The organism is Pseudomonas sp. CCI1.1, assembly GCF_034348165.1.
GTDB classification, from domain to species: Bacteria; Pseudomonadota; Gammaproteobacteria; order Pseudomonadales; family Pseudomonadaceae; genus Aquipseudomonas; species Aquipseudomonas paracarnis.
Map to the genome: position 1 here is coordinate 6,496,260 of NZ_CP133780.1, position 24,845 is coordinate 6,521,104.

Genomic DNA, 24,845 nt, shown 5'->3' on the forward strand with positions numbered 1-24,845 from the left:
CGCCCCAACTTTCGTTGGCCGAACTCGGCTGCGCTCATTAAACACGCCCCAAGGAAACGACATGACTGACCAGACTCAGCGGCTTGAGATCGCCACAGTTCGCGCGGAGATCGGCAGCAACATCACTTATAAATTCAATAACGACGCTCTAGACGCTGCTGAAATTCCGACCGACTCAGGCCCAATTCCGAATCTCAAACAGGTAATCCGGGATATCAAAGAAGAGGCTCTTGACGAAACACTGCGTGCTGAGCTTTTCGCAGCTGCAGGTGCGGGCATGGTTGGCTTCGACCCGGCACTGTCGTACCCGCAAAATACAGTAGGATCCGCAATTCTGTACAACCGCAGGAAGACGGTAAAGTCGTATGGCGCTGTAGGTGACGGCATTACAAATGACACGGCAAAGGTACTGCAGGCAATTACAGATGCCGGCGAGAACGGCATTGTCGTATTTGACAGCAACGCGGAATACTTGGTTAACGGTGGATCGCTTATTCAACTAACTGGGCAGCAGTGGGTCGGTGGCGGCGGGCAACGCTCAACGAGATTAAAGAAAGCATCTAACGGCGACCTCGTACGAATGGGAAATCTCGCTGCGATTTCTGATATCACACTAAACAACAATGGCGAGAACTTTACAGGTAGGGGTATTTATATCCCTTCTGGTTTTTCTCAAACTCTATTCCGCGTGCGCTCCGTTCGCTCAAAGGGACCGAGCCTTGAATTTGCTGTTGACGCCGGAGGAGGCTGCAACGTTGTTGCCTTTGAGGGCGACACAATTGATCAAGACACCGTTGGCGCAATTAAGTTTGCTGGCGATACAGGGCCGCACCCAAGGTTGCTTAATGGGATTTGGCTGAGCGGTGGGTTCCTCGATATTGCTTCGCCGGGTGCGGGTAACGGTTGCAGCATGAGCAACTTCTACATCCGTAATATCAAGACTGTTGGTCCTGTCGCAACAGGAACCGCGCTGATGCATTTCTCTAATGGCCGCTTCGCCACAATTGCAGATACTACCGTTTTATCCGGTTCGGATATCACGCTGGTTGGTGTTGCTTTCAGCGGACCGGTCCTTCTCCAGAATATGCAAGGACTTCGTTCAGAGGCATGTACATTTGGGGCGGGCATAACCGAAGACGCCGCGACGTGCCGATTTAACTCTTACAGCGATCAGACTAAAACCTTTTCCCCGACCTGGTCACAAGCATCTGGAAGCCAACCTTCGATAGGCAATGGTTCATTGACCGGGAAGTACACTAGGCAAGGATTTTTAGTAAAATTCGAGATGACGCTAACCGTTGGATCGACAACTACTTTCGGTAATTCGTCAGGCCCGTACCTGTTTAGCCTGCCTGTAGGCGGAAGCCAAAACTCTGCTCAAAATTTCTTAGCTGGGTGGTGCTTCGATGCATCAGCCTCCACAGACTTCCCAGTAAACGGCCAGATCGCTTCCGGAACCAACACTCTGACGATTTCAAGGAACGGGGCGGGGGTTCGAGACGGCTTCCCCTTCTCGTGGGCGGCCGGAGATTCAATTAACGTAAGCATCTGCTACATGGCTATATGATTAATGGCGCCGCAAAGGCGCCATTATAATTACTTCATTTTAATTGCTTCTATTAGCGCTGGAACTATTTGCTTGCTAACGCGCATAGATCCGGCGATTGATAGGTGTACTAAATCTGAATACATCAGATCTCCATCCTGAAATTTTCGACATGTCCCGTCAGGACATAATGAATCTGATGGATCGATATAAAGTGTACCCTTAGTGCTTTCGGCGAAGATGCGAAGCCTTTTGTTGATCTCAAAGGCTGGCGATTCTTTCGGGTCGAAATTGAAACTCAAATCACAAGGCTGTGATATGAATCGAGGGCGTAGCAAGCATGACGCTGCTGAATGGCTTGAGTTCGTGTAAGGCTGAACGCCAACTATTATAAGTGGGCGATCTCCAATTTCTTGACGAAACTCGCCGAGATTCTTAATGATGAAATCAATGTAAGCGTTATCATCTTTTAGCTCTATGTATTTGCTGTTTTTGTCTCCAAGCATATTCCTATATACGGTCCAGGCAGACGCGTATATAAGCGGCTTTCTATCAGATTTTATTGTGTTCAGTACCTGCTGGTAATGATCCAGGCATGGCGTTGCTATAGCGCCGTTTTCTATTTTTGTATAGTTAGTTGACAGATAGCATCCCTGCCTGAATTCATAGAATAAGCGCAACGCTTGAAACGAGAGGCAGAGAGCCAGCCACCGGTAGAATCCAGGCTCTCACACCGAAGGATTCAAGCGCAGATGACTACGCATTACCGGCAGCTGACTCAGGGACAACGTTACCAGATTGAGGCTGGCTTGAGCGCCGCAGAGAGCCAGGCGAGCATTGCAAAGCGGGTCGGCGTGCATCCCTCGACGATCAGTCGCGAGGTTCGCCGCAACAGCACCCAGAATATCTACAAGGCTGTTTCTGCGGCCCATGAAAGTGATGCTCGTCGAGCGGGTGCGCGCAAGTTTTGCAAGCCGGCGACATGGCTCAGCCATCATCTCCCGGTGTGGCTCAAGCATGGCATGAGTCCGGAGCAGATCGCCCAGCGGTTGAAGCAGGAGCAGCCAAGCCGGGCGGTCAGCCATGAGTGGATTTATCGGTTCATTGCCGCCGAACAGCGCGCCGGTGGTGAGCTTTATACCTATCTGCGACATCGCCGAAAGCGCTACCGGAAACGCTATGGAAGCCACGATCGGCGCGGGCAGCTGCGTAATCGCGTGTCAATCAGTGAACGCCCAGCCGAGGTCGAAAGCCGCGAGCGCCTGGGGGACTGGGAGGGCGATACGGTACATGGACTGGGCGGTAACCTGGTGACCCTGGTTGATCGCAAAAGCGGCTATCTGAGCGCCTATCCGGTCAAGCGCAGAACGCGCCGGCAGGTAACGCGGGCGATCAATCTGATGCTTCAGGGCCATGCCGCTCACACGCTGACGCTGGATAACGGAAGGGAGTTTGCCGGGCATGAACGCATCGCGCTACGGAGCCAGTGCCAGGTCTTTTTTGCAGACCCCTATTCATCCTGGCAACGTGGCACCAATGAAAACACCAACGGTCTGCTCCGCCAGTATTTCCCCAAGGGCAGCGACTTCAGCAAGCTGACCGTCGAAGCCGTCAATCGGACAGTAGCGAGGATCAATCTACGCCCGCGCAAGCGCTTGGGCTGGAAGACGCCGTACGAAGTGCATACAGGGGTGAGCGTTGCACTTATGTGTTGAATTCAGGCTGTCTAACAAGTGACGCCACTTGAATATTCTCAGGTGCAAGATAGTGGTCCAGGCCGCTAGCGTACTGCAGGGCGAAGCTATCGCCTACCAGGTACGCGTCAGGCTCGCTCTTTTTTGCACCTAATTTTGCAAAATTATCAAACGGATAGCCGCCATAATTCTTGGTGTGAAAGTTCGCGGGATCGTCCGTAATACTTTTATAGGCTTGTGGCGTTCTGAAACTGTATCCACCGGACGCTACTGTTTTGTAAGCCGCAAATGAAATTAAAGAAGCAGCTACAACTGTAATGCACAAGCCGTAAATTATTTTTTTTGACTCCTTCGACATGAAGGCTTTTTCAATAGTGTGGTGCATGATTGCGCCGAAAATAATTGCTATTGCAAGCAAGCAAGCTTTCTCGACAGTTTCCAGATCTCTGAATATATAGTATTTGTAAAATACAATAATAGGCCAATGGACTAGATAGACGGAATAGGATATTAGGCCGATATACACCACAGGCTTGACACGCATAGCCTTGCCCAGCACAGGAGACCGTCCGGCATAAATGCACGCCGCCGCACCAAGGCAGGGAACGAGCGCGCGCAGGCCTGGAAACGGGTCGGTCGAGTCAATGAGAAAAGCTGCTGCCATGATAAGCGCCACGCCCACCGCAAGAACGCATGACTCGACAGCTCTTCCTGCGCGGTGGTTGTTGACGAATACCAGCAGCGCGCCAATGGACAATTCAAATACACGAAACGGCATCATGAAGTATGCAGCTGATGAATCGTATGACAGCATCCACTGAGACGCAGCCAGAGACAATACAGTCATTACCGCCAATAGGCCGGCCAGGAATTTCGGAGATACCTTTAGCGCCGCCCAAACAACGAATGGCCAGACCACATAAAATTGCCATTCTGCCGCCAGCGACCAAGTATGCAGCAGGGGTTGTGTCAGGGCGTCAGCATCAAAATACCCTTGGTGCATCCAAAAATAAAAATTAGAGGCTGAAAATATGGCGTAGCTGCTTGCGCTGGCAAGCGTGCTGAATGAGGCTGGATCCATTAGCAGATATCCGGCACCCAAGCATATAGCGACAGTCGCAAGAAGTGCGGGGTGCAGACGAAGCAATCTTCGGATGTAAAAGTCAGAGAATGTGAACCGCTTCTTCGATATGGAGTTTTTTATAACTTCCGTAATTAGAAATCCTGAAATAACAAAGAAAACATCAACGCCAATGAACCCTCCCGGCACACCAAGGCCAAAATGGAATAGAAGTACAAGAACAACTGCGATTGCTCGCAGACCGTCTATGTCTGGTCGGTAACTTGTATTCGTGCTTTGCATGAATTCCCTTTCTCCGGCAGTGCCTGGGCAGATTTATATCGCGGCGATTCTACAAGCGATTGTCGAGCGTGTCAGTCAAGAAAAAACCTAATCAAATGCCAAGCCAAAAATTTGCGATTGTTGCTACTGGAGAAAGCCATGCCCATCACTGAGCAGCAACTGCTGCAGATCCTCCCGAACGCCGGCCGCAATGCCGGCGTTTTTGTTCCTGCTTTGAATACGGCCATGAACCACTACGGCATCGTGGGAACCGCGCGCGCCGCGGCGTTCATTGCGCAGATCGGTCATGAGTCCGGACAGTTGCGCTGGGTGCGGGAGATCTGGGGCCCCACCGCGCAGCAGCTCAAATACGAAGGTCGTGCCGATCTGGGCAACACCGAGAAGGGTGACGGCTCCAAGTACCGTGGGCGGGGTCTTATCCAGGTCACCGGCCGGGCGAACTACAAGGCTTGCGGCGAGGCCCTGGGCCTGGACCTGATCAACAAGCCGGAGCAGCTGGAGTTGCCGCAGCACGCGGCCATGTCGGCGGCCTGGTTCTGGTCGACGCGCGGGCTGAACACGCTCGCGGATCAAGGGGAGTTCGTGAAGATCACTCGGCGCATAAACGGAGGCGTGAACGGGTTGGCCGACCGCCAGGCGCTGTACGAAAAGGCGCTGAAGGTGCTGGCATGACGCTGGTGCAGAAGCTGGCCGGCCTGGCGGTACTGATCCTGTTGCTGATGGCCACTGCCGCCGGCGTGACCTGGGAGGTTCAGGGCTGGCGTCTGGGCAAGCAGCTGTCTGAACAGCTATCCGCGCAGAGCGCGGCGCACCAGGTTCAGCTCGACGCCATCACCAGCGAGGCGTGGCGGCAGCAGAAGGCCGAGCAGGACAAGCGCCTGTCCATCGAGCAACAGCTCGCGACCCAGGACCAACAACACACCAAGGAATTATCCGATGCCCAGCGCAACCAAGCTCGCCTGCGTGAGCAGCTTGCTACTGCTGATGTCCGGCTGTCAGTCCTACTTGCCGAGGATCCAGCCAGTAGCTGCAACGTGCCTACCACCCCCGGCGCCGTCGGCGTGGTTCATGCAGCCCGTCGAGCCCAACTTGACCCAGCGCATGCGCAACGAATTGTCGCCATCACCGACGACGGGGATAACGCCATAATCGCCTTGCGCGCGTGCCAGGCCTATGTCCGCGCAATTGCACGATGAGTGCGTTGAGCTAATATTGCCGGGTGCGCTCTGACTTCGATCATTTTGGTAACTGAAGGGCACCATGGATAAGCGGCTTGCGGGGCTGTCAATACTGCTCACCCTTGGATGGGTCGTCACAGTGGCGTCTGTCATGTGGTATTTCTACGACAATTAACCTAAAGGTCGTATCACTTCTGGTCCCTTATTCCGCACGTTACCCACGGCCATGCTGACCTTGAACCATTCGAACACTTCGGACGGCTCGCCCTGGTGCAGGACCATTTGCTCGGCGCGCTCCTTGGGCGTGGCCGGGTCCAACCATTCCCGCGCCAGGTCCGGGGTAAGCACCACCGGGCGGCGGTCGTGAATGTCCACCATGCCCCCGGCACTGTCGGCGGTGATGATCACGAAGCCATCATGCTCGCCAGGTCCTTCATCAGCGTCCGGTAGCTGGCCAATCGCAGCGCAGAGTATCGGGGCACCATCCCGCCGGCGGATAAGGTACGGCTGCTTCTTGGGCCCACCTTCGTCTACCCACTCAAACCAGTTATCGATTGGCGTGATCGCCCGGTGCGGCCAGATCGCCCGGAAGAACGGGCCGTGGGCTACCTTCTCCACGCGGGCATTGATCGGCGCTGCCCGGTCCTTTGCCCAGTGCGGTCGCCAGCCCCAGCGTACCGGGTCGGCGTGGAGCAGGTCGCCCTGTAGGTGCAGCAGCGCAACCGCGGTTGTCGGTGCAACGTTGTACCGCTCAATCGGCTGATCGCCCACGGAGTTCGCCAGCGCATTGGGCATACTCAGCGCTGCAACGAAGTCGTGGATTCCCCTGTACTGCGAAAGTCTACCGCACATAAGCATCTCCGCTCGTCGGCCCCGATGAACAGCCGGTCCCCGGCCAATCTCTACACTGTAGACACTGGCTCGAGGTATTCGTCATGGCGATCAACATTGATCAGGTGAGCGCAATGGAGGCATGGTTTGCGCTGCGTAACGATCCAACCTTCATATCGGCCACGCCTGAGGAGCGCTACGAAACGCGGCTGGCCCTGGCTGACGACCTCAAGCAACAGGGGCTGATCAACGATGGTGAGTGGCGAGAGCTGACTGAGGAAGCAGTTGCGGCCTATGCCGACGAGCTAGGCTAATGGCTGCTTGTAAACGCTAAGCTCAAGCAGCAATCGCTGGTTTTCCCTGAGAAGGTGGTCCCTCTGTTCCGTGATTATCGCAAGCCCGTTTAACTTGCGGCCCTGGCGTGAGGTTTCCAGGTTCAGGGCAGCAACTTGGGACAGTGCGGCTTTCAGGGCGGCCTCGGCCTGATCCTTTCCCGTCATCAGCAGGTCATTCATCTGCACCAGGCCGGCGATATTCGCCCGCGCTCGACGCAGCATGCGCTCGGTCTCCACCAGCTCATCTACAAGGATTGAGCATTGGTGCTGGTACATTTCCAGCGGAGTGGGGCAGCCTAGCCAATCTTCGGTGTCCATGTCTACGTTCATAGCGTGAATCTCGGATACTGTATGTGCGTACAGTAATCGAGGTTTTATCCTGGCGCGATCTCAGCCGACGAACTGTAGATCCGCGAACAGGCCGCACTCTGGAGGTGAGAATGGTAAAATTCGGGGGAGGGGGAAATTCGGGGGAATCACTCCCCCAAAAGATGTGGAGAGGTGTTGTGTCGTGGTGCGTTTAAAGTGAGGGCCTGAAGGGGTCCTGAGGAATTCGCGCCAATGATCATTCGGAACGAAAACGGATTCGAAATCCGTTGTACCTTCACCGGTACCTAGGGTTCGAATCCCTATCTCTCCGCCATTATTAGAAAAGCCCTGTAATTCAATGAGTTACGGGGCTTTTTGTTTTCCGATTCTACTACTCGTTTCTACTACTCCAGTCCGTCAGATTATTCTGTGTAGAAGATCTTTGATGCCGTGGAGTTTTGCATCAGATTGATTGAATGCGTGCAGTCTGATCGATTCACATAGCTCTCGCTGCTTCTAGCAATCTCCTCTCCATTCTTAGCGTAATAGATCCAGTACCACTGCCGAGAATTGTCTTTTTTCTGCCAGTAGCACGGATACGTAACCTCTCCCATTTCCTACTCCTTCTATTCAGGTGGACACCATGTCCAGCGTGAAGCGTAGGCGAGCATTCCCGTTCTACCAACGTTCCACCCCCCCCCCAATTCTTGGCGGGATGCTATACTTCCCTTTAGGCATGACGCTTCACCTCAAAAATATGGAGTAGGGAATGGTTCGGAAAATTGTCGCAGTCGGAATGCTGGGTTTCTCAGGATTAGCTATGGCGCAGTGGGGTGATGTGGAATACACCGCCACGTTGAAAAAGGAATACATCTACTGCGCTAGCCAAAGCTCGCTAGACGAATTTGGGGCCTTTGCGCAGGATGGGGATGAGGGCGGAGCGAACAAGATGGTCAGTGATGGTAAATGCCGTATCAGCTCGGGAATGAAGGTGCGGGTGTTCCAGGAGAATGACTATGCGGCGAGCTTCCTATCGCCCAGTGGGAAAGCTTTCTACACCTATAAAAAATGGTTGAAGAGGTAGTGAAAAAGCTGCTGAATCAGCGAGGGTGGAAATGCGCTTAGTACGCGAATAAAAAAGCGAATTTGCATCCTTTTTAAATCGGCAAATATGGTCGCTTTGGGGTGGCTCGCTGGCTACCCCTGACTCGGAGCGGGAAGAATCGCTAGGACGCCTCAGAGGGCCTGAAACCGCCTAGTAAAGACGGTTCTAGAGGGTATCCAACCTTATGCTTCAGCGGTCTTCATCGCTCGCTGAACTGTACTCAGTGACACACCAAGACTTTCAGCCGTCTTCCTGAAGCTCAACCCACTACCTACAGCAGCACGTATCTGTGCATCATCAACCGATTTAGTCCGGCCTTTGTAAACGCCTGCAATCTTCGCTTTGGCTATACCTTCGCGTTGACGTTCTTTGATCATCGAGCGTTCAAACTCAGCCACAGCGCCCATCATCTGGAGCATGAGGTTCTGATACTTATCATCAGCCCCAGTGAAGTTTAAATTCTCTTTCTGGAATTGGACGGCTACTCCCTTCGCGGTGAAGTCCTCTACCAAGCCTAAGAGGTCAGACAGGCTACGTGCCAGCCTATCAATAGAGTGGACGTGTACCGTGTCACCCTTGCGAACGAAACGCAGCATTTCTTGCAATGCAGGACGCTCGGTGGTGGCGCCGCTTACCTTGTCAGTGAATGTCTCGTCTAACGTCAAACCATCCAACTGACGAGCTGTGTTCTGATCAACCGATGAAACCCGGACGTAACCTACATTAGCCATTTCCCTTCCCCTGTATTCATTTGCCTCTAGATGTAGCTATTGTCTACGTATTCAATATTCAATGCAACCCTATTGAATACACTTTTAAGGACTTGATCGTATTCACCGACAAGTGGTCGCTAGGGTGTAGCCTATTGAATACAGCTCCGGTTCTCCTTGCCTGCCAGAGGCTGGAGTGGCAGTCTGCTTTCATTGGAATAATCTCGAGAGAATGAAATGGCTGTAGATAGAGTTGAAGCTGCCCTGAAGACCCTTCAAAGCCTCCTGCTCCAAGGAGAGGTGATTAACCACTCTTCTGTTCAGTTGCGTCTAGCGGCTTTAGTTCATCGCCGTGTAATCGTCGCTACAACCTCAATGCGGCTTATCATTTTTAAAAGACGTCTCATAGGCGGCTATCAGATGATTGACATTCGCTTGCAAGACCTGCGCGATGCATCGATCAATGAAAATCTACTAGAAAAATACTTTGGCGCTGTATTTACAGCAATAACCATTGGGCGAGGGACACAACGAGTTTCAGGCCTAGAGGTTAGAAGTGCGAGGGCGCTTTATGTGTTCTGTCAGCAGCAGGAGCAGGAGTGGCGAGAAAAGAACCGTGTACGTTCAATTGAAGAGGACAGAGCGAAGTCTGGAGGGATGATCCTAGGTCCCCTTGGCGGTCACGCACCTGAAGCGAAAACTCCTATGGAGGAACCGCTGTCCCGTTTGACGAAAGCTAAGGCTATGTTGGAAAAGGGACTGATTTCAGATACTGAGTTTGAGACCATCAAAGCACGTATAGTTAATGATTTATAAAGAGTAGGGGCGGAATATGAGTCAGGTAATGTGCCATTGTAAGAATTGCCAAGCGAACACCATAGGATTGAAAACAGGGTTGGGCGCTGCTGGGCATATCTTTCACTTACTTGTCATTGTGGTCGGATACCTCCTCGTAGGCCCCTTAGTATTAGCGTGGGTGATTATCTACCTGCTATTCATAGCGGTCACAGGTAATACGCGTTGCACCCAATGTGGGAAGATGGCTAAGAAGCTGTAGAAGAGTTAAAGAATTTTCTATGGAAAGAAAAATTTCGGCGACTAAATTAGCGAGGGAACGCATCGTGCTAAACAATTGGCGTCAAGAAACTAGCAAACAAGCGGTTTACAAGGAAGAAGGGGGACTCACGCCCCCACTCTTCAATTTGTTCTATTCCTGCTTCTGGGTCTGCGGAGGGAATTTCGCCAACAGGATTTGCATTGTGTAATCCACGCTCTCAGTAGGCTTGCTAGCTTCCAAAAGTAAGTCGATGTAACTTTGTAACTCTGCGTCTGACAGCTTTGCCGATTCTATTTGTTTAGGAGTTTCAGGCTTCGGTGGTTCAGGCTCCTGAATTCAACACATAAGTGCAACGCTCACCCCTGTATGCACTTCGTACGGCGTCTTCCAGCCCAAGCGCTTGCGCGGGCGTAGATTGATCCTCGCTACTGTCCGATTGACGGCTTCGACGGTCAGCTTGCTGAAGTCGCTGCCCTTGGGGAAATACTGGCGGAGCAGACCGTTGGTGTTTTCATTGGTGCCACGTTGCCAGGATGAATAGGGGTCTGCAAAAAAGACCTGGCACTGGCTCCGTAGCGCGATGCGTTCATGCCCGGCAAACTCCCTTCCGTTATCCAGCGTCAGCGTGTGAGCGGCATGGCCCTGAAGCATCAGATTGATCGCCCGCGTTACCTGCCGGCGCGTTCTGCGCTTGACCGGATAGGCGCTCAGATAGCCGCTTTTGCGATCAACCAGGGTCACCAGGTTACCGCCCAGTCCATGTACCGTATCGCCCTCCCAGTCCCCCAGGCGCTCGCGGCTTTCGACCTCGGCTGGGCGTTCACTGATTGACACGCGATTACGCAGCTGCCCGCGCCGATCGTGGCTTCCATAGCGTTTCCGGTAGCGCTTTCGGCGATGTCGCAGATAGGTATAAAGCTCACCACCGGCGCGCTGTTCGGCGGCAATGAACCGATAAATCCACTCATGGCTGACCGCCCGGCTTGGCTGCTCCTGCTTCAACCGCTGGGCGATCTGCTCCGGACTCATGCCATGCTTGAGCCACACCGGGAGATGATGGCTGAGCCATGTCGCCGGCTTGCAAAACTTGCGCGCACCCGCTCGACGAGCATCACTTTCATGGGCCGCAGAAACAGCCTTGTAGATATTCTGGGTGCTGTTGCGGCGAACCTCGCGACTGATCGTCGAGGGATGCACGCCGACCCGCTTTGCAATGCTCGCCTGGCTCTCTGCGGCGCTCAAGCCAGCCTCAATCTGGTAACGTTGTCCCTGAGTCAGCTGCCGGTAATGCGTAGTCATCTGCGCTTGAATCCTTCGGTGTGAGAGCCTGGATTCTACCGGTGGCTGGCTCTCTGCCTCTCGTTTCAAGCGTTGCGCTTATTCTATGAATTCAGGGCTTGTTAAAGTAGGCGTGGCTGAGCGCCTTGTCCTGCCGCGTGACGGGGAATAGCAAAGATTTCTTAACCATTATTTAGCCCCCAGGTTGGCAAAGAAGTCTTGTGCCTCTTTTGCTGCATCAGCGCGTAGCTTGGCTTCACGATCAGCAGCTTTTTTAGTCTCTTTATCAACTTGAGCTTGGTACAGCTGTTCCTCTAGAATTTGCTGCTGCTTTTGTTTCTCTACTACCAAGTCATCGTTATATTTAGCCGTCGTTTCAGTGGCAACGTCCTCCAGAAGCTGTTGGATATTTTCTTTCAACAGGAATACGGTGAACCCCCCTGTTGTGATAGTTGGATGATTCTCCGAAAGCACTCGGCCAGCAGCGAAGAGCTTTTGCAGCTTTGGCATTAGAATTGGGACCGGCTGGCTATAGCGATCAACCGCTGCATAAGATCGCAAGAAGAGGAACTTCGCGTGCTCGATTCGTTGATCTAGCACCTCTTGTTGAAAAGTGAATGCGCCCAAAGCTACGTGTTGTTTTGTATTTTCCATCTTTATTTCCTTTTGTGGTTGCCGTGATTGGCAGTTTTTGGGCAATAGTTCGCCCGTTGATTGCTCTCTAACAAGAGCAGAATCTATTAGTTGTGGATGTGCCTTTACAAAGGCGGGAAGAACATCTTACGGCTGCGCTAACGCTTAGCCTACGTCAATTCACTACACTACGTTTCGTTCTTTGACTTACTATATCTATATTTAAAAAAGACTACGCCCTAGTGTCTCCCTGTCTACCAACCTATAAGAGCCATATATAATGACCTTCACAGCGTAGACAGCTGTGTTGTCAGGTTGTCTACCCTAGTGTCTCCCTGTCTACCATATATTAGGGATCAGAATGATCCTGATGGCATCGCCGCTTCCAGTTCTTTAGCTGTTGAAGCTAATGTAATACCGGATTCAAACCCAAAGGGGGTAATATAGAAGCGTTGAAATTTGGTTTTCCGTTGCTTGCAGTTCATATTCAAAAGTGCGTTTGCCACCGACACATCTGAAAGAGAATGCTCGAATTCATCAGCGTAGTTAGCCTTAACCCATTTTACCGTCAGAACTTTATTGCTTTCGGCTACAGCAGATAGCACGTCTTCGAGTTTATCTGTCGTGGAGAATCCCATAAGCTCCTGTTTGCTAACGGTCATAGGAGGTGCATCAGTCGGACGGTGTTTGGCTAAGTCCACCTGCTCTAGGTAATCACGCACCAGTTGAAACCCACCGTTCAAAAGCCACGGTTTGAGTGATTCGTTTAGGAACGAGGCTGTTTCCGCCACATCTTCACGATGGCGAATAAAGCCAGGAATCCAGAACCTCCGATCACCCTTTTCAAGCACTAGCGGTAGATGGTCATTACTGGTGATAATAAAATTAAGATAATTTTCAATTGTGATTGTTGGCTTATGTTTACGATGCAGTGGGATGGTAGAGTTACCTTGAAAACTTTTTAGTGCATCAGTCGTGCTTTTTTTCGACTTGTATACTTCATCTATTAGCAGGCACGTCTTTGATTCCACGACATCATTGAAATCGCCCGTAACGTCCTTTAGGCCGCACACAGCCACTGAGGATTTACCAAGCAGACCAGCCAATAGAGTTTCAACCAAAAATCCCTTACCGACTCCGTGTTCTGAGCGAAGAACGGGCGTTGCAATCATACGTTCCTCGGGTTTACGCACGGCGTGAGATAACCACCAGCAGAAGTAATGTCTCTCCAAATCAATTGGAAACCAGCGCTCCAAGAACTCAATGAATGGTGCTACCTGCTCTTTTGTAATCTTTGCTCCGCTGGGTTTGATTGTTGGGGGCTGCCACAAATTAATAAGTCCGCCTGCAAGAATCGAACCCGCGTTTGGCTGAAAGCCTTCACCATAGGCCCAAGGTAAACAAGCCAGCAGATACTCAGTGTTATGCTCCGCTCCACCCTGTTGCTTGTAAAAGTGAGAAATAATTCCCGCGTCGGCTTGATCGATACCTGTAACCAGATCCCGAAAGCGTGGATAAGAGTTGTTAGATGGAACTCGAACAAATCGTGCTTTTACTGCATTGATGGCGCTGTTATTGGGAGTGGGTGCTACGTTGGTCATTAATTGATACCTCATCGAATGGGCTAGGACGGTTGTTTTTGAATAACGAGTTGTAAAGAGAAGAGATCAAAACGTTAAGAGTGTGATTCGGCGAGCCGTGTTCATAATAATTCATAATCTCTAAAAGTTCTTTTGCGGCTCTATCATTTAGGTGTGGTCGCATACGTCAGGCCGCTCCTTGTATCAGTAGTTCGAGGGATTGGTTAAATTGTTTTACTTCCTCGGGGTTTTTAAGGGCCTTCAAAGCCGCCTTGATACTTAGACGGACTTTCTGTCTTGCGGAAAATAAACGCACAGAGCACGTATTACTGCACATAAAATTGCCGTTGTGGCTTGGTTCAAAATCACGCTGGCATACTTGGCACTGTTTCATGAGGTTTCCTCTGGTTGTGATTGCTCGACATCAATTGTCGATCTATTAACTGAATGATTATGGTTTGGGTGTGTTCCTTCCTTTAGTAGATTATTAATTACATTAAAGGCTACCTTTGTGCCTTCGCCGGGGTATGTCTTATGTCGCCAATAATGAAAAGAGTTATGACATTTCTGGCTGCAAAGAACTTTTGAGCTTCGTGTGGTTAGCATTTCACTCCCACACCATTTACATTGCTTTATCAATTTCATGGGCGTTATTAAGCCCTCCGGTATTGTTTGGAATATTCAAGAATATGGGATTTCAAGCAAAACAAACCGCATTCGGACTAAATCTATAGCGCGAATTGTGGTTTGAAACTCAGGGTTTTTTAAATGACCGCTATTGTAAAGAAGGAAAACAATAGCCGCCTACACTGACCCAATGGGGAAACTCTACTAACACCACTAAGTCGAATGTTCTTTTAACGAGGGGTATGCGAGATGGGTGAAGCTGAAGTAAATCTTAACTCGTAATTATTTTCTTATGGAGAGATTTTAGCAAACTTTATGTTCGAATTGCAAGCTTTTGGAAAAATAATTAAGACTATTTAGTTATATATATGTAACAACTTATTACTTGTCATAAAGTTCTATTTGCACAACTTCATTTCACTAGCCGACCACCCCTTTACTTTAGAAATGGGTCTGGAGCTTTCCAAACTAGCCATTGAATTCTATGGGTAGGTTAGCCCAGAATCAATTTGTAAGGTGCTTTGAGGGGAGTATCACGATAGCTCAAATTTATACGATAGTAGCTGAATCACTTTGGCCTTTTGTTCAAGGCTTGGCCCTGCCGAATACAGGTCGAAGGTGATCATTCCGGTTTCATGACCAAACAATGCAGGCATTACAGACATATCTGCTCCAGCCCGATGCACCTCAGTGATTGCGGTTTTGCGAATTGAGTGCAGCACAAATGACTTATCAAATTTTGCAGCAGTCTTTAAACGTCCAAAGCGTTTTCCTACAGCGTCAAGGCGATTACCGTATTTGTTGCTTTCCCCGAGTGCTCGACCTTTTAACAGGTATCCGTCTTTTGATGCATCTAGTAGAGACTGGACAAGCGGGGCAATCGCGGTATGGATTGGAACCTCACGGACACCGGCCTCTGTTTTGCTCTCTAAAATTGAGAACGCAATGGGTACGCCATTCTTGAGGGTGATGGTGTCGCGGTGGACTCGACCTATCTCTTCAAGCCTTGCACCTGTGTAGGCTGCTAGAACAATCAGGTCAGCCAGAGGCTTGTCTTCCTTCTCCAAGGCAGCAGCATGCAATCGCTCCACGTCCTTGCGAGTGAACACGGCCCAACTGACAGACTCTCCTTTGACTACAGGGAGGTCGTGTTTCTCAAACGGGGAGGGCTGGCCTTTGTACTGCTGGCGCCAGTCTTCATCGTACTTGATGGCCCATTTCCAGAATGTGTTACCTGCCCATATGTGCTGCTTTTTAGTTTTAGACGTGAGTGGCACGCCCTTAGCGTCCGTTAGCTGATCTAGGTATGCAGACACGAGGTCAAAGCTAATCGGTAGCCCTTTCTCACGTACGTAGGCACTGAATAGCTCTACGCGCTTCACTAAGGTGTCGATGGTCTTGGGATCTTTGCCAACCTTCTCAAGAAACGCCCTCAGCTTCAGCACACGGGCTGGAGTGATGGGTGATTTGGGCTTATAGCTTTGAGGGTCGGTGGCAAGCTCCTGCATGTCCTGACGCTCATCCGGCGATAGGTCGTAATACTCAGCTGTAATTTCCATGTGCAGCTTCGTGAAAGCGTCAGAAATCTTTGCTCCAAGGTCAGCGCCTTGTCCGGGCGTGAGTTTTTGGCTCAAACCCTCTAGGTATTCGTGGTAGGTCGCTATAAATGCTTCGACCGGACCTTCCATGCCACCGTCATAAAGTTCCTGAAGGATGGGAGCTATCGATTCTGTGTAAGCCAGGATGTCAGGGGGTGGAGTGGTGGCATCCTTAGAGCGGGGCATGAATAGGGTAGGCAGCCACTTTTCCTTATTGCTCTGGTTCCGCCGCGTTAGATCCTGAACTTTCTCTTTCCATTCATCCCGCTGCGACAGCTTCCTGTCTCTGGCAGTGTTGATATCTGCTTTCCACCTAGCGAGCCAAGCTAGGCGGCGTTCCATGGCTTCAGAGCGTAGGCCTGTCTTCAGCGATTGGATTAGCACCTTGCGATTGTCAAAGGCCAACTGCACGTCTTTAGGAATGTCGAGACGTACATACCAAGTGGATTCGCCTTTCTTTTGGAAAATATGGTCTGCCATGAGTCGCCCTCGGATGAGAGCCGGATTCTACTACTATTTTCTACTACTATACGAGCTTGAAGCCCTGTAATGCCGTGGTTGCTGGGGTTGAAGAGTGGTTTTCGAGAGTCCCTATCTCTCCGCCATTACATAGAAAAAGCCCCGCAGCTGAATAAGCTGCGGGGCTTTTTCATTTCCAGTCTTTATCAGCGACTGCTTCAGGGATATTTTCCAGTCCTGCCTAACGCTGATCAAGGCGCTCAGACGCTTTGCGATAAGCTTGATCACGCTCACGTTTATCAACGGCGACCACGAACACCGTAATTTCCTGATCGATCACTTGATACACCAGCCTGTACCCGCTACTACGCAGTTTGATCTTGTAGCAGTCAGGCAGGCGATGTAGGCGATTAGCCTCAATACGTGGGTTGTTCAGGATTTCGACCAGCTTCTTTTTGAGTTGCTGACGGAGGGTGTCACCGAGCTTTTGTCATTCTTTCAATGCACGCGCATCAAAATCAAGGCTATAGGTCATCCAAAGAAACCCTTACGCGTTGAGGCGATGCAAGACGCTCACGTACGGTCGCCATCAAGGCTTCATCCTCTTCAGTCATCAGCACAGGCTTAAATGGCAACTGGCCGCGTTCGGCAACATATTGCAACGCCTGGCGTATCAGTTCGGAAGGGGTGACACCAAGTTTCTCCAGCTCCAGGTAGGCACGAGCTTTCAGGTCGTCATCGATACGGATGTTGATAGATGCCAAGGGATAGCTCCTTGTGTAATGACGTTGGTCATTACATTGGAGCAATCGGGTTTCATTGGCAAGTTTGTCTGGACATACGGCAGTCGCTCTCATCTGTTGATCCTACTTTTTGGCCGTCGGCTTTGCCGGGCGCTTTTTATCGGTTTCCTTCACCGTTTCCCTTGGTCTTCTCTTCGCCTCTTGCTCTGTTACGTATTCACCAGTGACCGCATCGCGATATCTCGTTGGCATATCAGCACCCTTGACAGTATGTCGCCACGGCGGCGACCTTTTGAGGCTAGCTTGCAGGCTTATGCACACAAGGTTCCTGGTGGGGATTCTGGTTACCAAGCTTTTCCGAAACAGGTGCTTACGTTGTGCAGGTTTGGCAGTTTTCGTGCAGGGTTGCGTTGGCTGGGGTTACATCATGAATAAGATCACCGCTGATTCTACCGAAGGGCATGCACGCAAAATCTTTTGCGTAGCCGATGATGTCGGCACCGAAGAAACCCTTATAAACGCCACCGAAACCCTCTCATCCGCCCTTCAATCCGCCTACCAATGCGCCGAAGATCCAGTCAGCACGCAGTCGCCCGTGATCATGGCCCTGGCTCAATTGATCGAGAACGCGCAAGCCTTGGTGGATGCTGTCCTCGAGCATGATTTCCCCACCGCCAAATAAATACCTGCTCCCTGAAACGAAAAAAGCCTGCTGAGCTCAATGCTCAGCAGGCTTTTTCGCGCCTACAACCCGGTCAGGCTGGCTGCGCCACCAGGCTATTACTCACCTTGCGTCCCAACACCAGCACGGTCGCAAATCCGAAACCCACCAACACCGTGGCCAGGCTCAACAAAACCGAGCTGCCCATCTGATCGACGATCCGCCCGCCAAAGAACGAGCCCAGGGCAATGATCACCTGAAACAGCGCCACAAACAGCGGCATACCACGCTCTACGTCCTTGGGCGCCACGACGAACATCCAGATGCTCGCGCAGGCCGGGAACGCGCCGAAGGCGAAGCCCCACAGGGCGATCAGCATCGCCGCGCCGGTCATGCCGGTGGCGAAGTAGGGGAACAGCGCGGTGCTGGTGCCGATCATCAGTGCGACCAGCAACAGGGTGTTGCGTACGCTGCGGTTGGCGGCAAAGCCGGCGAAGATATTGCCCAGCACCCCAGCCACGCCATACAGCAACAACAGCGAGCCAATCGTCGGTCCGTCGAAGCCGGAGCTGTGTTTAAAGAACGGTGCGACATAGGTGTATGCGGCAAAGTGTGCGAGACCGATCAGCAGCACGGCGATCAACCCGACCCGTGCTTGTGGGTTGATAAACAAAGCCGGCAGGTCACGGATCTGAATGGCTTTCTCCGGGGTGAGTCGCGGCAGCAGGAAGATCTGCGCCAGCAGTACCGGAATGCCCACCAACGCCGTGACCAGGAAGGTCATGCGCCAGCCCATCAGGCCGCTGAGCCATGTACCTACCGGCACGCCCAACACGGTGGCCAGGGTTACGCCCATCATGATGATCGAGGTGGCTTTCGCAACCCCCACGCCTTTGGGCGCCAGCCGCCCGCTGAGGGCAATGGCGGTGGCCCAGAAGCCGCCGATGCTGATGCCGAGCAATACGCGGCCGAACAGCAGTAGGCTGAAATCGGTGGCAAAGGCCACCACCGAGTTGGCGATGATCATCACCAGTGTCAGGCCAATCAGCAGGTAGCGACGGTCCATGGCGCCAATGCTGACCGACAGAAACGGCGCGGCGAGGGCGGCCATGATGCCGGGTAATGTGACCATCAATCCGGCGTGACCGGCACTGATACCCAGGTCGCTGGCGACGTCGTTGAGTACGCCCACCGGCAGGAATTCACTGGTCACCAGGGCAAAGGCACCCACGGCGACCGAAAGAATCGCCAGCCACTGCTGTTTGACGCTTTGTTGATTATGTTCGGGAAGGCCGTTAGAGGCCTGGCTCGCGCTTGGCATGGTGTGGGATTCCAAGGTGAAAGTCGCCTGAGGTCAGACGCAGGAGAGGGAAGCTGGGGGCGATTATAGGAATCAGTGTTGGCAATCGAGCAGGCGCTCGTTTCGATAGTAATCATCAGTGCTATCGATGTGAGGTTTTTGAAGAGTCCTCACTCAGCATCACAAACGAAAAAGCCCGAAGTTGAGTCAGCTCCGAGCTTTTCCGGTTATGACGATGTTTAAGGTGCAGGGGGGAGTTTTATTTTAGCTAGCCAGCGCGTTCAGTACATGTACCGGGTCGTTATGGATAGCTTTCAACAACGCCTTTGCCGGCCCAGTAGGTTCGCGACGACCCTGCTCCCAGTTGCGCAACGTACCGAGCTGAACGTCAATCAGCGCTGCGAATTTAGCCTGGGTCAGCCCTGTTGCCTTACGGATCTCTTTAACTCGCATTGAGTCGACATGAAATTCACGGGATGGCTCCCGTTCTCCGCGCAGGATCTCGTTCATCTCTTGAACGCTTTCCATCAATTCATCAAAAAGTCGGCTCATAGCTATCTCCAGTGCTCAATCGCAGCCTTCAGTGACTTGCGTTCGTCGGCGCTCAAGTCCTGCTGTTCATTTTTGGGATAGATCATCAGTAAAACAATCTATGATGCCGAGGCGAAGTGGTAATAGATCACACGTGCCCCGCCTCGTTTACCATGGCTCTTGGCTGCTACTCGTATTTTGCGGATACCGCCCGTACCCTCAATCACATCGCCTGCAGCGGGATTCACTACAAGCACGTTCTGAAAGGCCGTGTAGGCATCTTCGTCGATCAATTCTTTAACGCGACGTGTGAAGACCGATGTCTCAATGAAAATCATCGCTTATGTACGCCATTGGCTTAGTTCGCTGCAATCCTAGCCGTGCGCGCTTCGGTGCGCATCCGGTGAGTTGTAACTGCTTTTTGGCGCACTCGGATGCGGCCAATTATGTTCTGGCCAACCGCTCCAAAAGGCACTCAATAAACACCCCCTCCGCCCGACTCATCTTCTGCTCCCGGTTCCAAAGCACGTGAATATCCACATCCGCAATGCCCTCATCCGGCGGCAGCCGCCAGAGCAGCCCGTTCTGCACATCTTCGGCCACTACATGCACCGGCAGGCATCCCAGGCCATACCCGGCAATCACCAGGCGCCGCACTTCTTCCAGGCTGGATGACGACGCCACAATCCGCCCGCCGAACCCTTGCTGATCACGGAAAATAGTCAGCGGCGAGAGCATCCCGCCAATCTGGTCGCTGGTAAAGCTCACGAAATTTTCCGATTGCAGATCCCCTTCGACCAACCCTGTGCGTCCGAACAATGGGTGGTGTTTCCCACAAAAAAACGCATAACGCTGACGCAGAAACAGATGCTGTTCCAGGCGCGGTTGTGGCCGGCGGTTGAGGCTGAGCCCCAGGGTCGCGGTTTTTTCCAGCAGCGCGGCAACAATGTCGGAGCTGCGCATCACTTCGACCTCCAGGTCTACCCGTGGGTGCTCGCGATGAAAGCCTGCGAGAAAGTCATCGAAAGTGTCGGAATTAATCCGGCTGATCATCAGCAAGCGCACTTTGCCGATCACTTCATCACCCGGCTTTTGCAGGGCGTTGCTCATCTGCGAAACCTGGCCGTACATCTCCCCGGCAATGGCGAAGATCTGTTCACCCGCCTCGGTGAGTACGAAGCGCGGGCCACGGCGCAGGATGAGCTGGCAATCCAGCTGTTCTTCCAGGCGCTTGAGCGCCTGGCTGATCGCCGGTTGCGTCAGATGCAGGCGGGCAGCAGCGCGGCTGATGCTCAGTTCCTGGCCGATCACGCGGAAGGTGCGCAGCAGGTTCCAGTCCAGGCGGTCGTTGAGCAGGGGGTGAATATCGCGGCGGGATTCGGGCATGGCATCGCTCGATAATAAGCAGTTTTTATAATTAAGATAATAAATAGAAAATTGACTAATCATAGCCCCAGGCCGAAAAATCGGGCTTAACGAGCGCCACCAGAGCGCACTGGTTTGATCTTCTCCTGCCAAAAAAATAACCAAAGGAGCCAGCCCCATGAAGCCTTCTGCTTCGCCGCAGCCTCGCCGTGCCGCGGCCGCCGCCTTTATCGGCACCATGATCGAGTGGTACGACTTTTACATCTATGCCACCGCCGCCGCGCTGGTGTTCGGTCAGCTGTTCTTCCCTTCCGACGATAGACTGTTCAGCACCATGGCCGCCTTCGGCACCTTCGCCGTGGGCTTTTTCGCACGGCCGTTGGGCGGCATCGTGTTTGGCCATATCGGCGACCGCATCGGGCGCAAGAAGTCCCTGGTGATTACCCTCGTGATGATGGGCGTGGTGACGGTGTGCATCGGCCTGTTACCGACCTATGCGCAGATCGGCGCTGCCGCGCCAGTGCTGCTGATACTGTTGCGAGTGGTGCAGGGCATTGCGGTCGGCGGCGAGTGGGGTGGGGCGGTGTTGATGGCCGGGGAACATGCGCCAAAGGGGCGACGTAACTTCTTTGCATCTTTCGCGCAGTTGGGCAGCCCGGCCGGTTTGATTCTGTCCTTGCTGGCGTTCAGCGCCGTCACTCGTCTGCCGGAAGAAGACCTGCTCAGTTGGGGCTGGCGCCTGCCGTTCCTGGCCAGCGCCTTACTGCTAGTGGTCGGCCTGGCGATTCGCCTGGGTGTGAACGAGTCGCCGGAGTTCCTTGAAGACAAGGCCCTAGCGGAAAAGGCCCGTGCTATTAAAAAGGACCAAGCCCCCGTCCTCGAAGTGCTGAAGACCGCTTGGCGCCCGCTATTGCTGTGCATTGGCGCCAATACGTTGGGGATTGCCGGCGTGTATTTCACTAACACCTTCATGATTGCCTACAGCACTCAGCAATTGGACCTACCGCGATCGCTGATCCTGGAATGCCTGTTCTTCGTTGCCATTATCCAGTTCTGCGTTCAGCCATTGGCCGCCTGGGTGGCGGAGAAGGTCGGCGCTACGCGGTTCCTGTGCGCCATGTGTGTACTGGCAATGGCTTCGCCGTATCCGATGTTCGTCTTGGTCAGCAGCGGCCAGGCGCCCTTGATCATCCTCGGCATTGCCTTGGCGGTGGTGTGCATGGCGTCGTTCTACGCCGTCATCGCAGGTTTTGTCAGCGGCCTGTTTGAAACCCGTGTGCGCTACACCGCGATTTCCCTCGCCTACCAGGTATGCGGCGCGTTGGCCGGTGGTTTGACGCCGCTGATCGGCACCTGGCTGGCTCATCAATACCTGGGCCAATGGTGGCCGATGGCAGTGTTTTACAGCGTGATCGCGGCGGTCTCGTTGGTGTGCGTGCTGGCCTTGTCCCGCCGCCACGCCACGGCTCACCGCCTGGAAATGGCACACAGTTGAGGGAGTCAGTAATGTTGAAGATTAATGGCGAGCGCCTGTGGCATAGCCTGATGGACATGGCCGAGATCGGCGCGACGGCACGCGGTGGCAGCTGCCGTCTGGCATTGAGCGCTGAAGACAAGGCCGGTCGTGAGCTGTTCAGCCACTGGTGTACAGCCGCTGGCCTGACGTTGAGCGTGGACGCTATTGGCAACCTGTTCGCCCGCCGCGGCGGCACCGATAAGGACGCAGCCCCTGTGATGATGGGCAGCCACCTGGATACCCAGCCCGAAGGTGGACGCTTCGATGGGGTGTACGGCGTGTTGGCTGGCCTGGAGGTGATCCGCAGCCTTGACGACCACGGCATCCAGACACGCAAGCCATTGGAAATTGCAGTGTGGACCAACGAGGAGGGCGCCCGTTTCACCCCGGCCATGCTGGGCTCGGCGGTGTTCACCGGCACGCTCGCCCTGGACAAGGCACTGGCAACCGCCGATGTAGACGGTATCAGCGTGAACGAGGCGTTGCGCACCACCGGCTACAACGGTGAGCGCCCGTTGGGTGGCGCAGTGGATGCGTATTTCGAGGCGCATATCGAGCAAGGCCCGATCCTGGAAGACAACGCCAACAGCATCGGCGTAGTCACCGGTGGTCAAGCGATTCGCTGGCTTGATGTACGGGTCGAAGGCATGGCCGCGCACGCCGGGACCACGCCGATGCCGTTGCGTAAAGATGCGCTGTACGGCGCGGCGAAAATGATCCAGGCCCTGGAAAATCTCGCTGCCGATTTTGCCCCGCAGGGCCTCACCACTGTGGGTGAACTGAGCATCGCCAAGTCGTCGCGCAACACTATTCCCGGCTTGCTCAATTTTACCGTCGACCTGCGCCATCACCGCGACGCCGACATCGACGCCATGGAGCAGCAAGTGCGTGCACGCCTGCAGGCTATCGCTGACTACCGTGGCCTGAGCGTCACCATCACGCCTCACTGGATCAGCCCGGCCACGCCGTTCGACGCCGAATGCGTGGCTTGCGTGCAGGCTGCGGTGGACGGCTTGGGCTACAGCCAGCAGACCATCGTCAGCGGTGCCGGCCACGATGCGATTCACCTGGCGCGCTATTGTCCCACCGCCATGATCTTCATCCCCTGCGTTGGCGGCCTCAGCCACAATGAAGCCGAAGATGTCTTGCCCGACGATGTGCGCCAGGGCACCGATGTATTGCTTAACGCCGTCTTGAAACGCGCCGGGCATGTTCATTTCTAAAGGCCGACGCCGCACCCCTGTGGGAGCTGGCTTGCCTGCGATAGCGGACTGTCAGAGAACAATGTACTGCCTGATTCACCGCTATCGCAGGCAAGCCAGCTCCCACAGGTTCTGTGTTTATCCAGGAGCAACTCATGAAGACGTTTTTTCACCCCGAACAACTCCTGCATCACCCACGTAGTTACTACTCCCGCGGCCAGATGCGCACGCCCCAGGAGGTTCCCGAGCGCGCGCGCAACCTGTTGCTGGCTGCGCAAACCCTGGGCTTCGATATCCAGCAACCGGCCGACTACGGTCTGGATCCGTTGCTCGCCGTGCACGGCGGCGACTACCTGGCTTTTCTTCAAGAAGCTCACCAGCGCTGGAAAGAAATCCCCGAAGACTGGGGCGACGAAGTCATGTCCAACATCTTCGTGCGTGAACCCAATGCCTTGCGCGGCATCCTGGCCCAGGCGGCACGCTACCTGGCCGATGGCAGTTGCCCCATCGGTGAGTTGACCTGGCGCTCGGCTTATTGGTCAGCCCAAAGCGCCATCGCCGCAGCGGGAGACATCCTCGATGGCGCCCCTGCCGCCTACGCCTTGTGCCGGCCCCCGGGCCATCACGCCCGCTTCGACGCGGCCGGTGGCTTCTGTTACATCAACAATGCGGCCGTGGCTGCGCAAGCACTGCGCCAAGGTTTCCAGCGTGTCGCCGTGCTCGATACCGATATGCATCACGGCCAAGGCATCCAGGAAATTTTCTACGACCGCGACGACGTGCTGTATGTGTCGATCCACGGCGACCCGACCAACTTCTATCCTGGCGTGGCAGGCTTTGCCGAGGAAAAAGGCGGTGGCGCCGGCGAGGGGTATAACCTCAACCTGCCGATGCCCCATGGTGCCAGCGAAGCGGTGTTCTTCGAAAAGCTGGAGCAGGCCCTGGCAGCGGTGAAGGACTTTTCGGCGGATGTGCTGGTGTTGTCACTGGGCTTCGATATCTACGAGCTGGACCCACAAAGCAAAGTCGCGGTGACGCGGGAAGGCTTTGCGCGGTTGGGAGCCCGCATCCGCGCGCTGGGGTTACCCTGCGTGATCGTGCAGGAAGGCGGGTATCACTTGGAAACGTTGGACAGTAATGCCCAGGCGTTTTTCGGTGCACCAACGGCGTGGAACGCGCTATCAGGCCCTTCACTAAAGGGTGATTGAACGCTAAAAGCCTGCT

Annotated in this window: 25 protein-coding genes, 1 tRNA gene and 2 pseudogenes; 12 read left to right on the forward strand and 16 right to left on the reverse strand. The window is 53.6% G+C overall.

Annotated elements, in window-relative coordinates:
* The first annotated feature begins 61 nt into the window (after positions 1-61).
* Positions 62-1,567 (forward strand): hypothetical protein, encoded by a 1,506-nt coding sequence (locus RHM69_RS29675; RefSeq protein WP_322255415.1) that lies wholly within the window; start codon positions 62-64, stop codon positions 1,565-1,567.
* Between the two features lie 29 nt (positions 1,568-1,596).
* Here RHM69_RS29675 and RHM69_RS31195 read toward each other — a convergent pair whose 3' ends face one another.
* Entirely contained in the window at positions 1,597-2,226 is a 630-nt protein-coding gene (locus RHM69_RS31195; protein ID WP_369124983.1) for an SGNH hydrolase domain-containing protein, read from the reverse strand.
* Between the two features lie 72 nt (positions 2,227-2,298).
* Between RHM69_RS31195 and RHM69_RS29680 the strand changes: the two genes are divergently transcribed.
* Positions 2,299-3,261, forward strand: coding sequence for an IS30-like element ISPpu17 family transposase (locus RHM69_RS29680; protein ID WP_004577240.1), 963 nt, complete (start codon positions 2,299-2,301; stop codon positions 3,259-3,261).
* On the opposite strand, the gene RHM69_RS29685 is transcribed toward RHM69_RS29680, so the two are convergent.
* Entirely contained in the window at positions 3,251-4,603 is a 1,353-nt protein-coding gene (locus RHM69_RS29685) for an acyltransferase (RefSeq protein WP_322255417.1), read from the reverse strand. The genes RHM69_RS29680 and RHM69_RS29685 overlap by 11 nt on opposite strands.
* A gap of 138 nt (positions 4,604-4,741) precedes the next feature.
* Between RHM69_RS29685 and RHM69_RS29690 the strand changes: the two genes are divergently transcribed.
* Together RHM69_RS29690 and RHM69_RS29695 are read left to right on the forward strand one after the other, a co-directional pair.
* On the forward strand, positions 4,742-5,275 hold the full coding sequence (locus RHM69_RS29690; RefSeq protein WP_322255419.1) for a glycoside hydrolase family 19 protein: 534 nt from the start codon (positions 4,742-4,744) through the stop codon (positions 5,273-5,275).
* Positions 5,272-5,799, forward strand: a complete 528-nt coding sequence (locus RHM69_RS29695; protein WP_322255421.1) for a lysis system i-spanin subunit Rz — start codon at positions 5,272-5,274, stop codon at positions 5,797-5,799. Before RHM69_RS29690 ends, RHM69_RS29695 begins: the two co-directional genes overlap by 4 nt.
* Before the next feature lie 153 nt (positions 5,800-5,952).
* On the opposite strand, the gene RHM69_RS29700 is transcribed toward RHM69_RS29695, so the two are convergent.
* The gene (locus tag RHM69_RS29700; protein WP_073844606.1) at positions 5,953-6,633 is read right to left on the reverse strand and encodes an SOS response-associated peptidase family protein; all 681 of its coding nucleotides are present in this window, start codon (positions 6,631-6,633) and stop codon (positions 5,953-5,955) included.
* An 83-nt stretch (positions 6,634-6,716) separates the two neighbouring features.
* Here RHM69_RS29700 and RHM69_RS29705 point away from each other — a divergent pair, with 83 nt between their 5' ends.
* Positions 6,717-6,926 (forward strand): hypothetical protein, encoded by a 210-nt coding sequence (locus RHM69_RS29705; RefSeq protein ID WP_322255423.1) that lies wholly within the window; start codon positions 6,717-6,719, stop codon positions 6,924-6,926.
* Here RHM69_RS29705 and RHM69_RS29710 read toward each other — a convergent pair.
* Positions 6,918-7,277: a hypothetical protein gene (locus RHM69_RS29710; RefSeq protein ID WP_282377220.1), complete on the reverse strand. Its 360-nt coding sequence runs from the start codon at positions 7,275-7,277 to the stop codon at positions 6,918-6,920. The genes RHM69_RS29705 and RHM69_RS29710 overlap by 9 nt on opposite strands.
* Positions 7,278-7,495: 218 nt before the next feature.
* Between RHM69_RS29710 and RHM69_RS29715 the strand changes: the two genes are divergently transcribed.
* A tRNA-Ser gene (locus RHM69_RS29715) sits at positions 7,496-7,590 on the forward strand.
* Between the two features lie 88 nt (positions 7,591-7,678).
* Here the strand turns inward: RHM69_RS29715 and RHM69_RS31200 are convergent.
* On the reverse strand, positions 7,679-7,870 hold the full coding sequence (locus RHM69_RS31200; protein WP_181081086.1) for a DUF1508 domain-containing protein: 192 nt from the start codon (positions 7,868-7,870) through the stop codon (positions 7,679-7,681).
* A 155-nt stretch (positions 7,871-8,025) separates the two neighbouring features.
* Here RHM69_RS31200 and RHM69_RS29720 point away from each other — a divergent pair, with 155 nt between their 5' ends.
* Positions 8,026-8,340, forward strand: coding sequence for a hypothetical protein (locus RHM69_RS29720; protein WP_322255425.1), 315 nt, complete (start codon positions 8,026-8,028; stop codon positions 8,338-8,340).
* A gap of 203 nt (positions 8,341-8,543) precedes the next feature.
* Here the strand turns inward: RHM69_RS29720 and RHM69_RS29725 are convergent, their stop codons facing one another.
* Positions 8,544-9,092 carry a recombinase family protein gene (locus RHM69_RS29725; protein WP_322255427.1) on the reverse strand — a complete coding sequence of 183 codons (549 nt, stop codon included), beginning with the start codon at positions 9,090-9,092 and terminating at the stop codon, positions 8,544-8,546.
* A gap of 216 nt (positions 9,093-9,308) precedes the next feature.
* On the opposite strand from RHM69_RS29725, the gene RHM69_RS29730 reads away from it, so the two are divergent.
* The gene (locus RHM69_RS29730) at positions 9,309-9,887 is read left to right on the forward strand and encodes a hypothetical protein (RefSeq protein ID WP_322255429.1); all 579 of its coding nucleotides are present in this window, start codon (positions 9,309-9,311) and stop codon (positions 9,885-9,887) included.
* Positions 9,888-10,464: 577 nt separating this feature from the next.
* Here RHM69_RS29730 and RHM69_RS29735 read toward each other — a convergent pair.
* The 6 genes and pseudogenes from RHM69_RS29735 to RHM69_RS29760 form a co-directional block, all read right to left on the reverse strand.
* On the reverse strand, positions 10,465-11,427 hold the full coding sequence (locus RHM69_RS29735) for an IS30-like element ISPpu17 family transposase (RefSeq protein WP_004577240.1): 963 nt from the start codon (positions 11,425-11,427) through the stop codon (positions 10,465-10,467).
* A gap of 168 nt (positions 11,428-11,595) precedes the next feature.
* Positions 11,596-12,060: a hypothetical protein gene (locus tag RHM69_RS29740; RefSeq protein WP_322255431.1), complete on the reverse strand. Its 465-nt coding sequence runs from the start codon at positions 12,058-12,060 to the stop codon at positions 11,596-11,598.
* Between the two features lie 335 nt (positions 12,061-12,395).
* On the reverse strand, positions 12,396-13,640 hold the full coding sequence (locus RHM69_RS29745; protein WP_322255433.1) for a primase-helicase family protein: 1,245 nt from the start codon (positions 13,638-13,640) through the stop codon (positions 12,396-12,398).
* Positions 13,641-14,779: 1,139 nt separating this feature from the next.
* A complete protein-coding gene (locus RHM69_RS29750; RefSeq protein WP_322255436.1) occupies positions 14,780-16,324 on the reverse strand; it encodes a tyrosine-type recombinase/integrase in 1,545 nt (514 codons plus the stop codon).
* Positions 16,325-16,544: 220 nt separating this feature from the next.
* Positions 16,545-16,838: pseudogene (locus tag RHM69_RS29755) on the reverse strand (type II toxin-antitoxin system RelE family toxin).
* Positions 16,828-17,067, reverse strand: coding sequence for a type II toxin-antitoxin system RelB/DinJ family antitoxin (locus RHM69_RS29760; protein WP_014717442.1), 240 nt, complete (start codon positions 17,065-17,067; stop codon positions 16,828-16,830). The pseudogene RHM69_RS29755 and the gene RHM69_RS29760 overlap by 11 nt, the downstream one beginning before the upstream one ends.
* Positions 17,068-17,473: 406 nt before the next feature.
* Between RHM69_RS29760 and RHM69_RS29765 the strand changes: the two genes are divergently transcribed.
* A complete protein-coding gene (locus RHM69_RS29765; RefSeq protein WP_198862747.1) occupies positions 17,474-17,728 on the forward strand; it encodes a DUF6124 family protein in 255 nt (84 codons plus the stop codon).
* Positions 17,729-17,801: 73 nt separating this feature from the next.
* Here the strand turns inward: RHM69_RS29765 and RHM69_RS29770 are convergent, their stop codons facing one another.
* The 4 genes and pseudogenes from RHM69_RS29770 to RHM69_RS29785 all read right to left on the reverse strand — a co-directional run bounded on the left by RHM69_RS29770 (position 17,802) and on the right by RHM69_RS29785 (position 20,924).
* The gene (locus RHM69_RS29770; protein ID WP_014717445.1) at positions 17,802-19,028 is read right to left on the reverse strand and encodes an MFS transporter; all 1,227 of its coding nucleotides are present in this window, start codon (positions 19,026-19,028) and stop codon (positions 17,802-17,804) included.
* A 243-nt stretch (positions 19,029-19,271) separates the two neighbouring features.
* Positions 19,272-19,559: a NadS family protein gene (gene nadS, locus RHM69_RS29775; protein ID WP_014717446.1), complete on the reverse strand. Its 288-nt coding sequence runs from the start codon at positions 19,557-19,559 to the stop codon at positions 19,272-19,274.
* A gap of 2 nt (positions 19,560-19,561) precedes the next feature.
* Positions 19,562-19,876 (reverse strand): annotated as a pseudogene (locus tag RHM69_RS29780) (type II toxin-antitoxin system RelE/ParE family toxin).
* Between the two features lie 106 nt (positions 19,877-19,982).
* On the reverse strand, positions 19,983-20,924 hold the full coding sequence (locus RHM69_RS29785) for a LysR family transcriptional regulator (RefSeq protein WP_014717448.1): 942 nt from the start codon (positions 20,922-20,924) through the stop codon (positions 19,983-19,985).
* A gap of 157 nt (positions 20,925-21,081) precedes the next feature.
* On the opposite strand from RHM69_RS29785, the gene RHM69_RS29790 reads away from it, so the two are divergent.
* From RHM69_RS29790 to RHM69_RS29800, 3 genes are all read left to right on the forward strand, one after another.
* Positions 21,082-22,398, forward strand: coding sequence for an MFS transporter (locus tag RHM69_RS29790; protein ID WP_032903170.1), 1,317 nt, complete (start codon positions 21,082-21,084; stop codon positions 22,396-22,398).
* 11 nt (positions 22,399-22,409) lie between these two features.
* Positions 22,410-23,642: a Zn-dependent hydrolase gene (locus tag RHM69_RS29795; protein ID WP_200599225.1), complete on the forward strand. Its 1,233-nt coding sequence runs from the start codon at positions 22,410-22,412 to the stop codon at positions 23,640-23,642.
* 134 nt (positions 23,643-23,776) lie between these two features.
* Positions 23,777-24,829, forward strand: a complete 1,053-nt coding sequence (locus tag RHM69_RS29800) for a histone deacetylase family protein (protein WP_020301042.1) — start codon at positions 23,777-23,779, stop codon at positions 24,827-24,829.
* Positions 24,830-24,845: the final 16 nt, after the last annotated feature.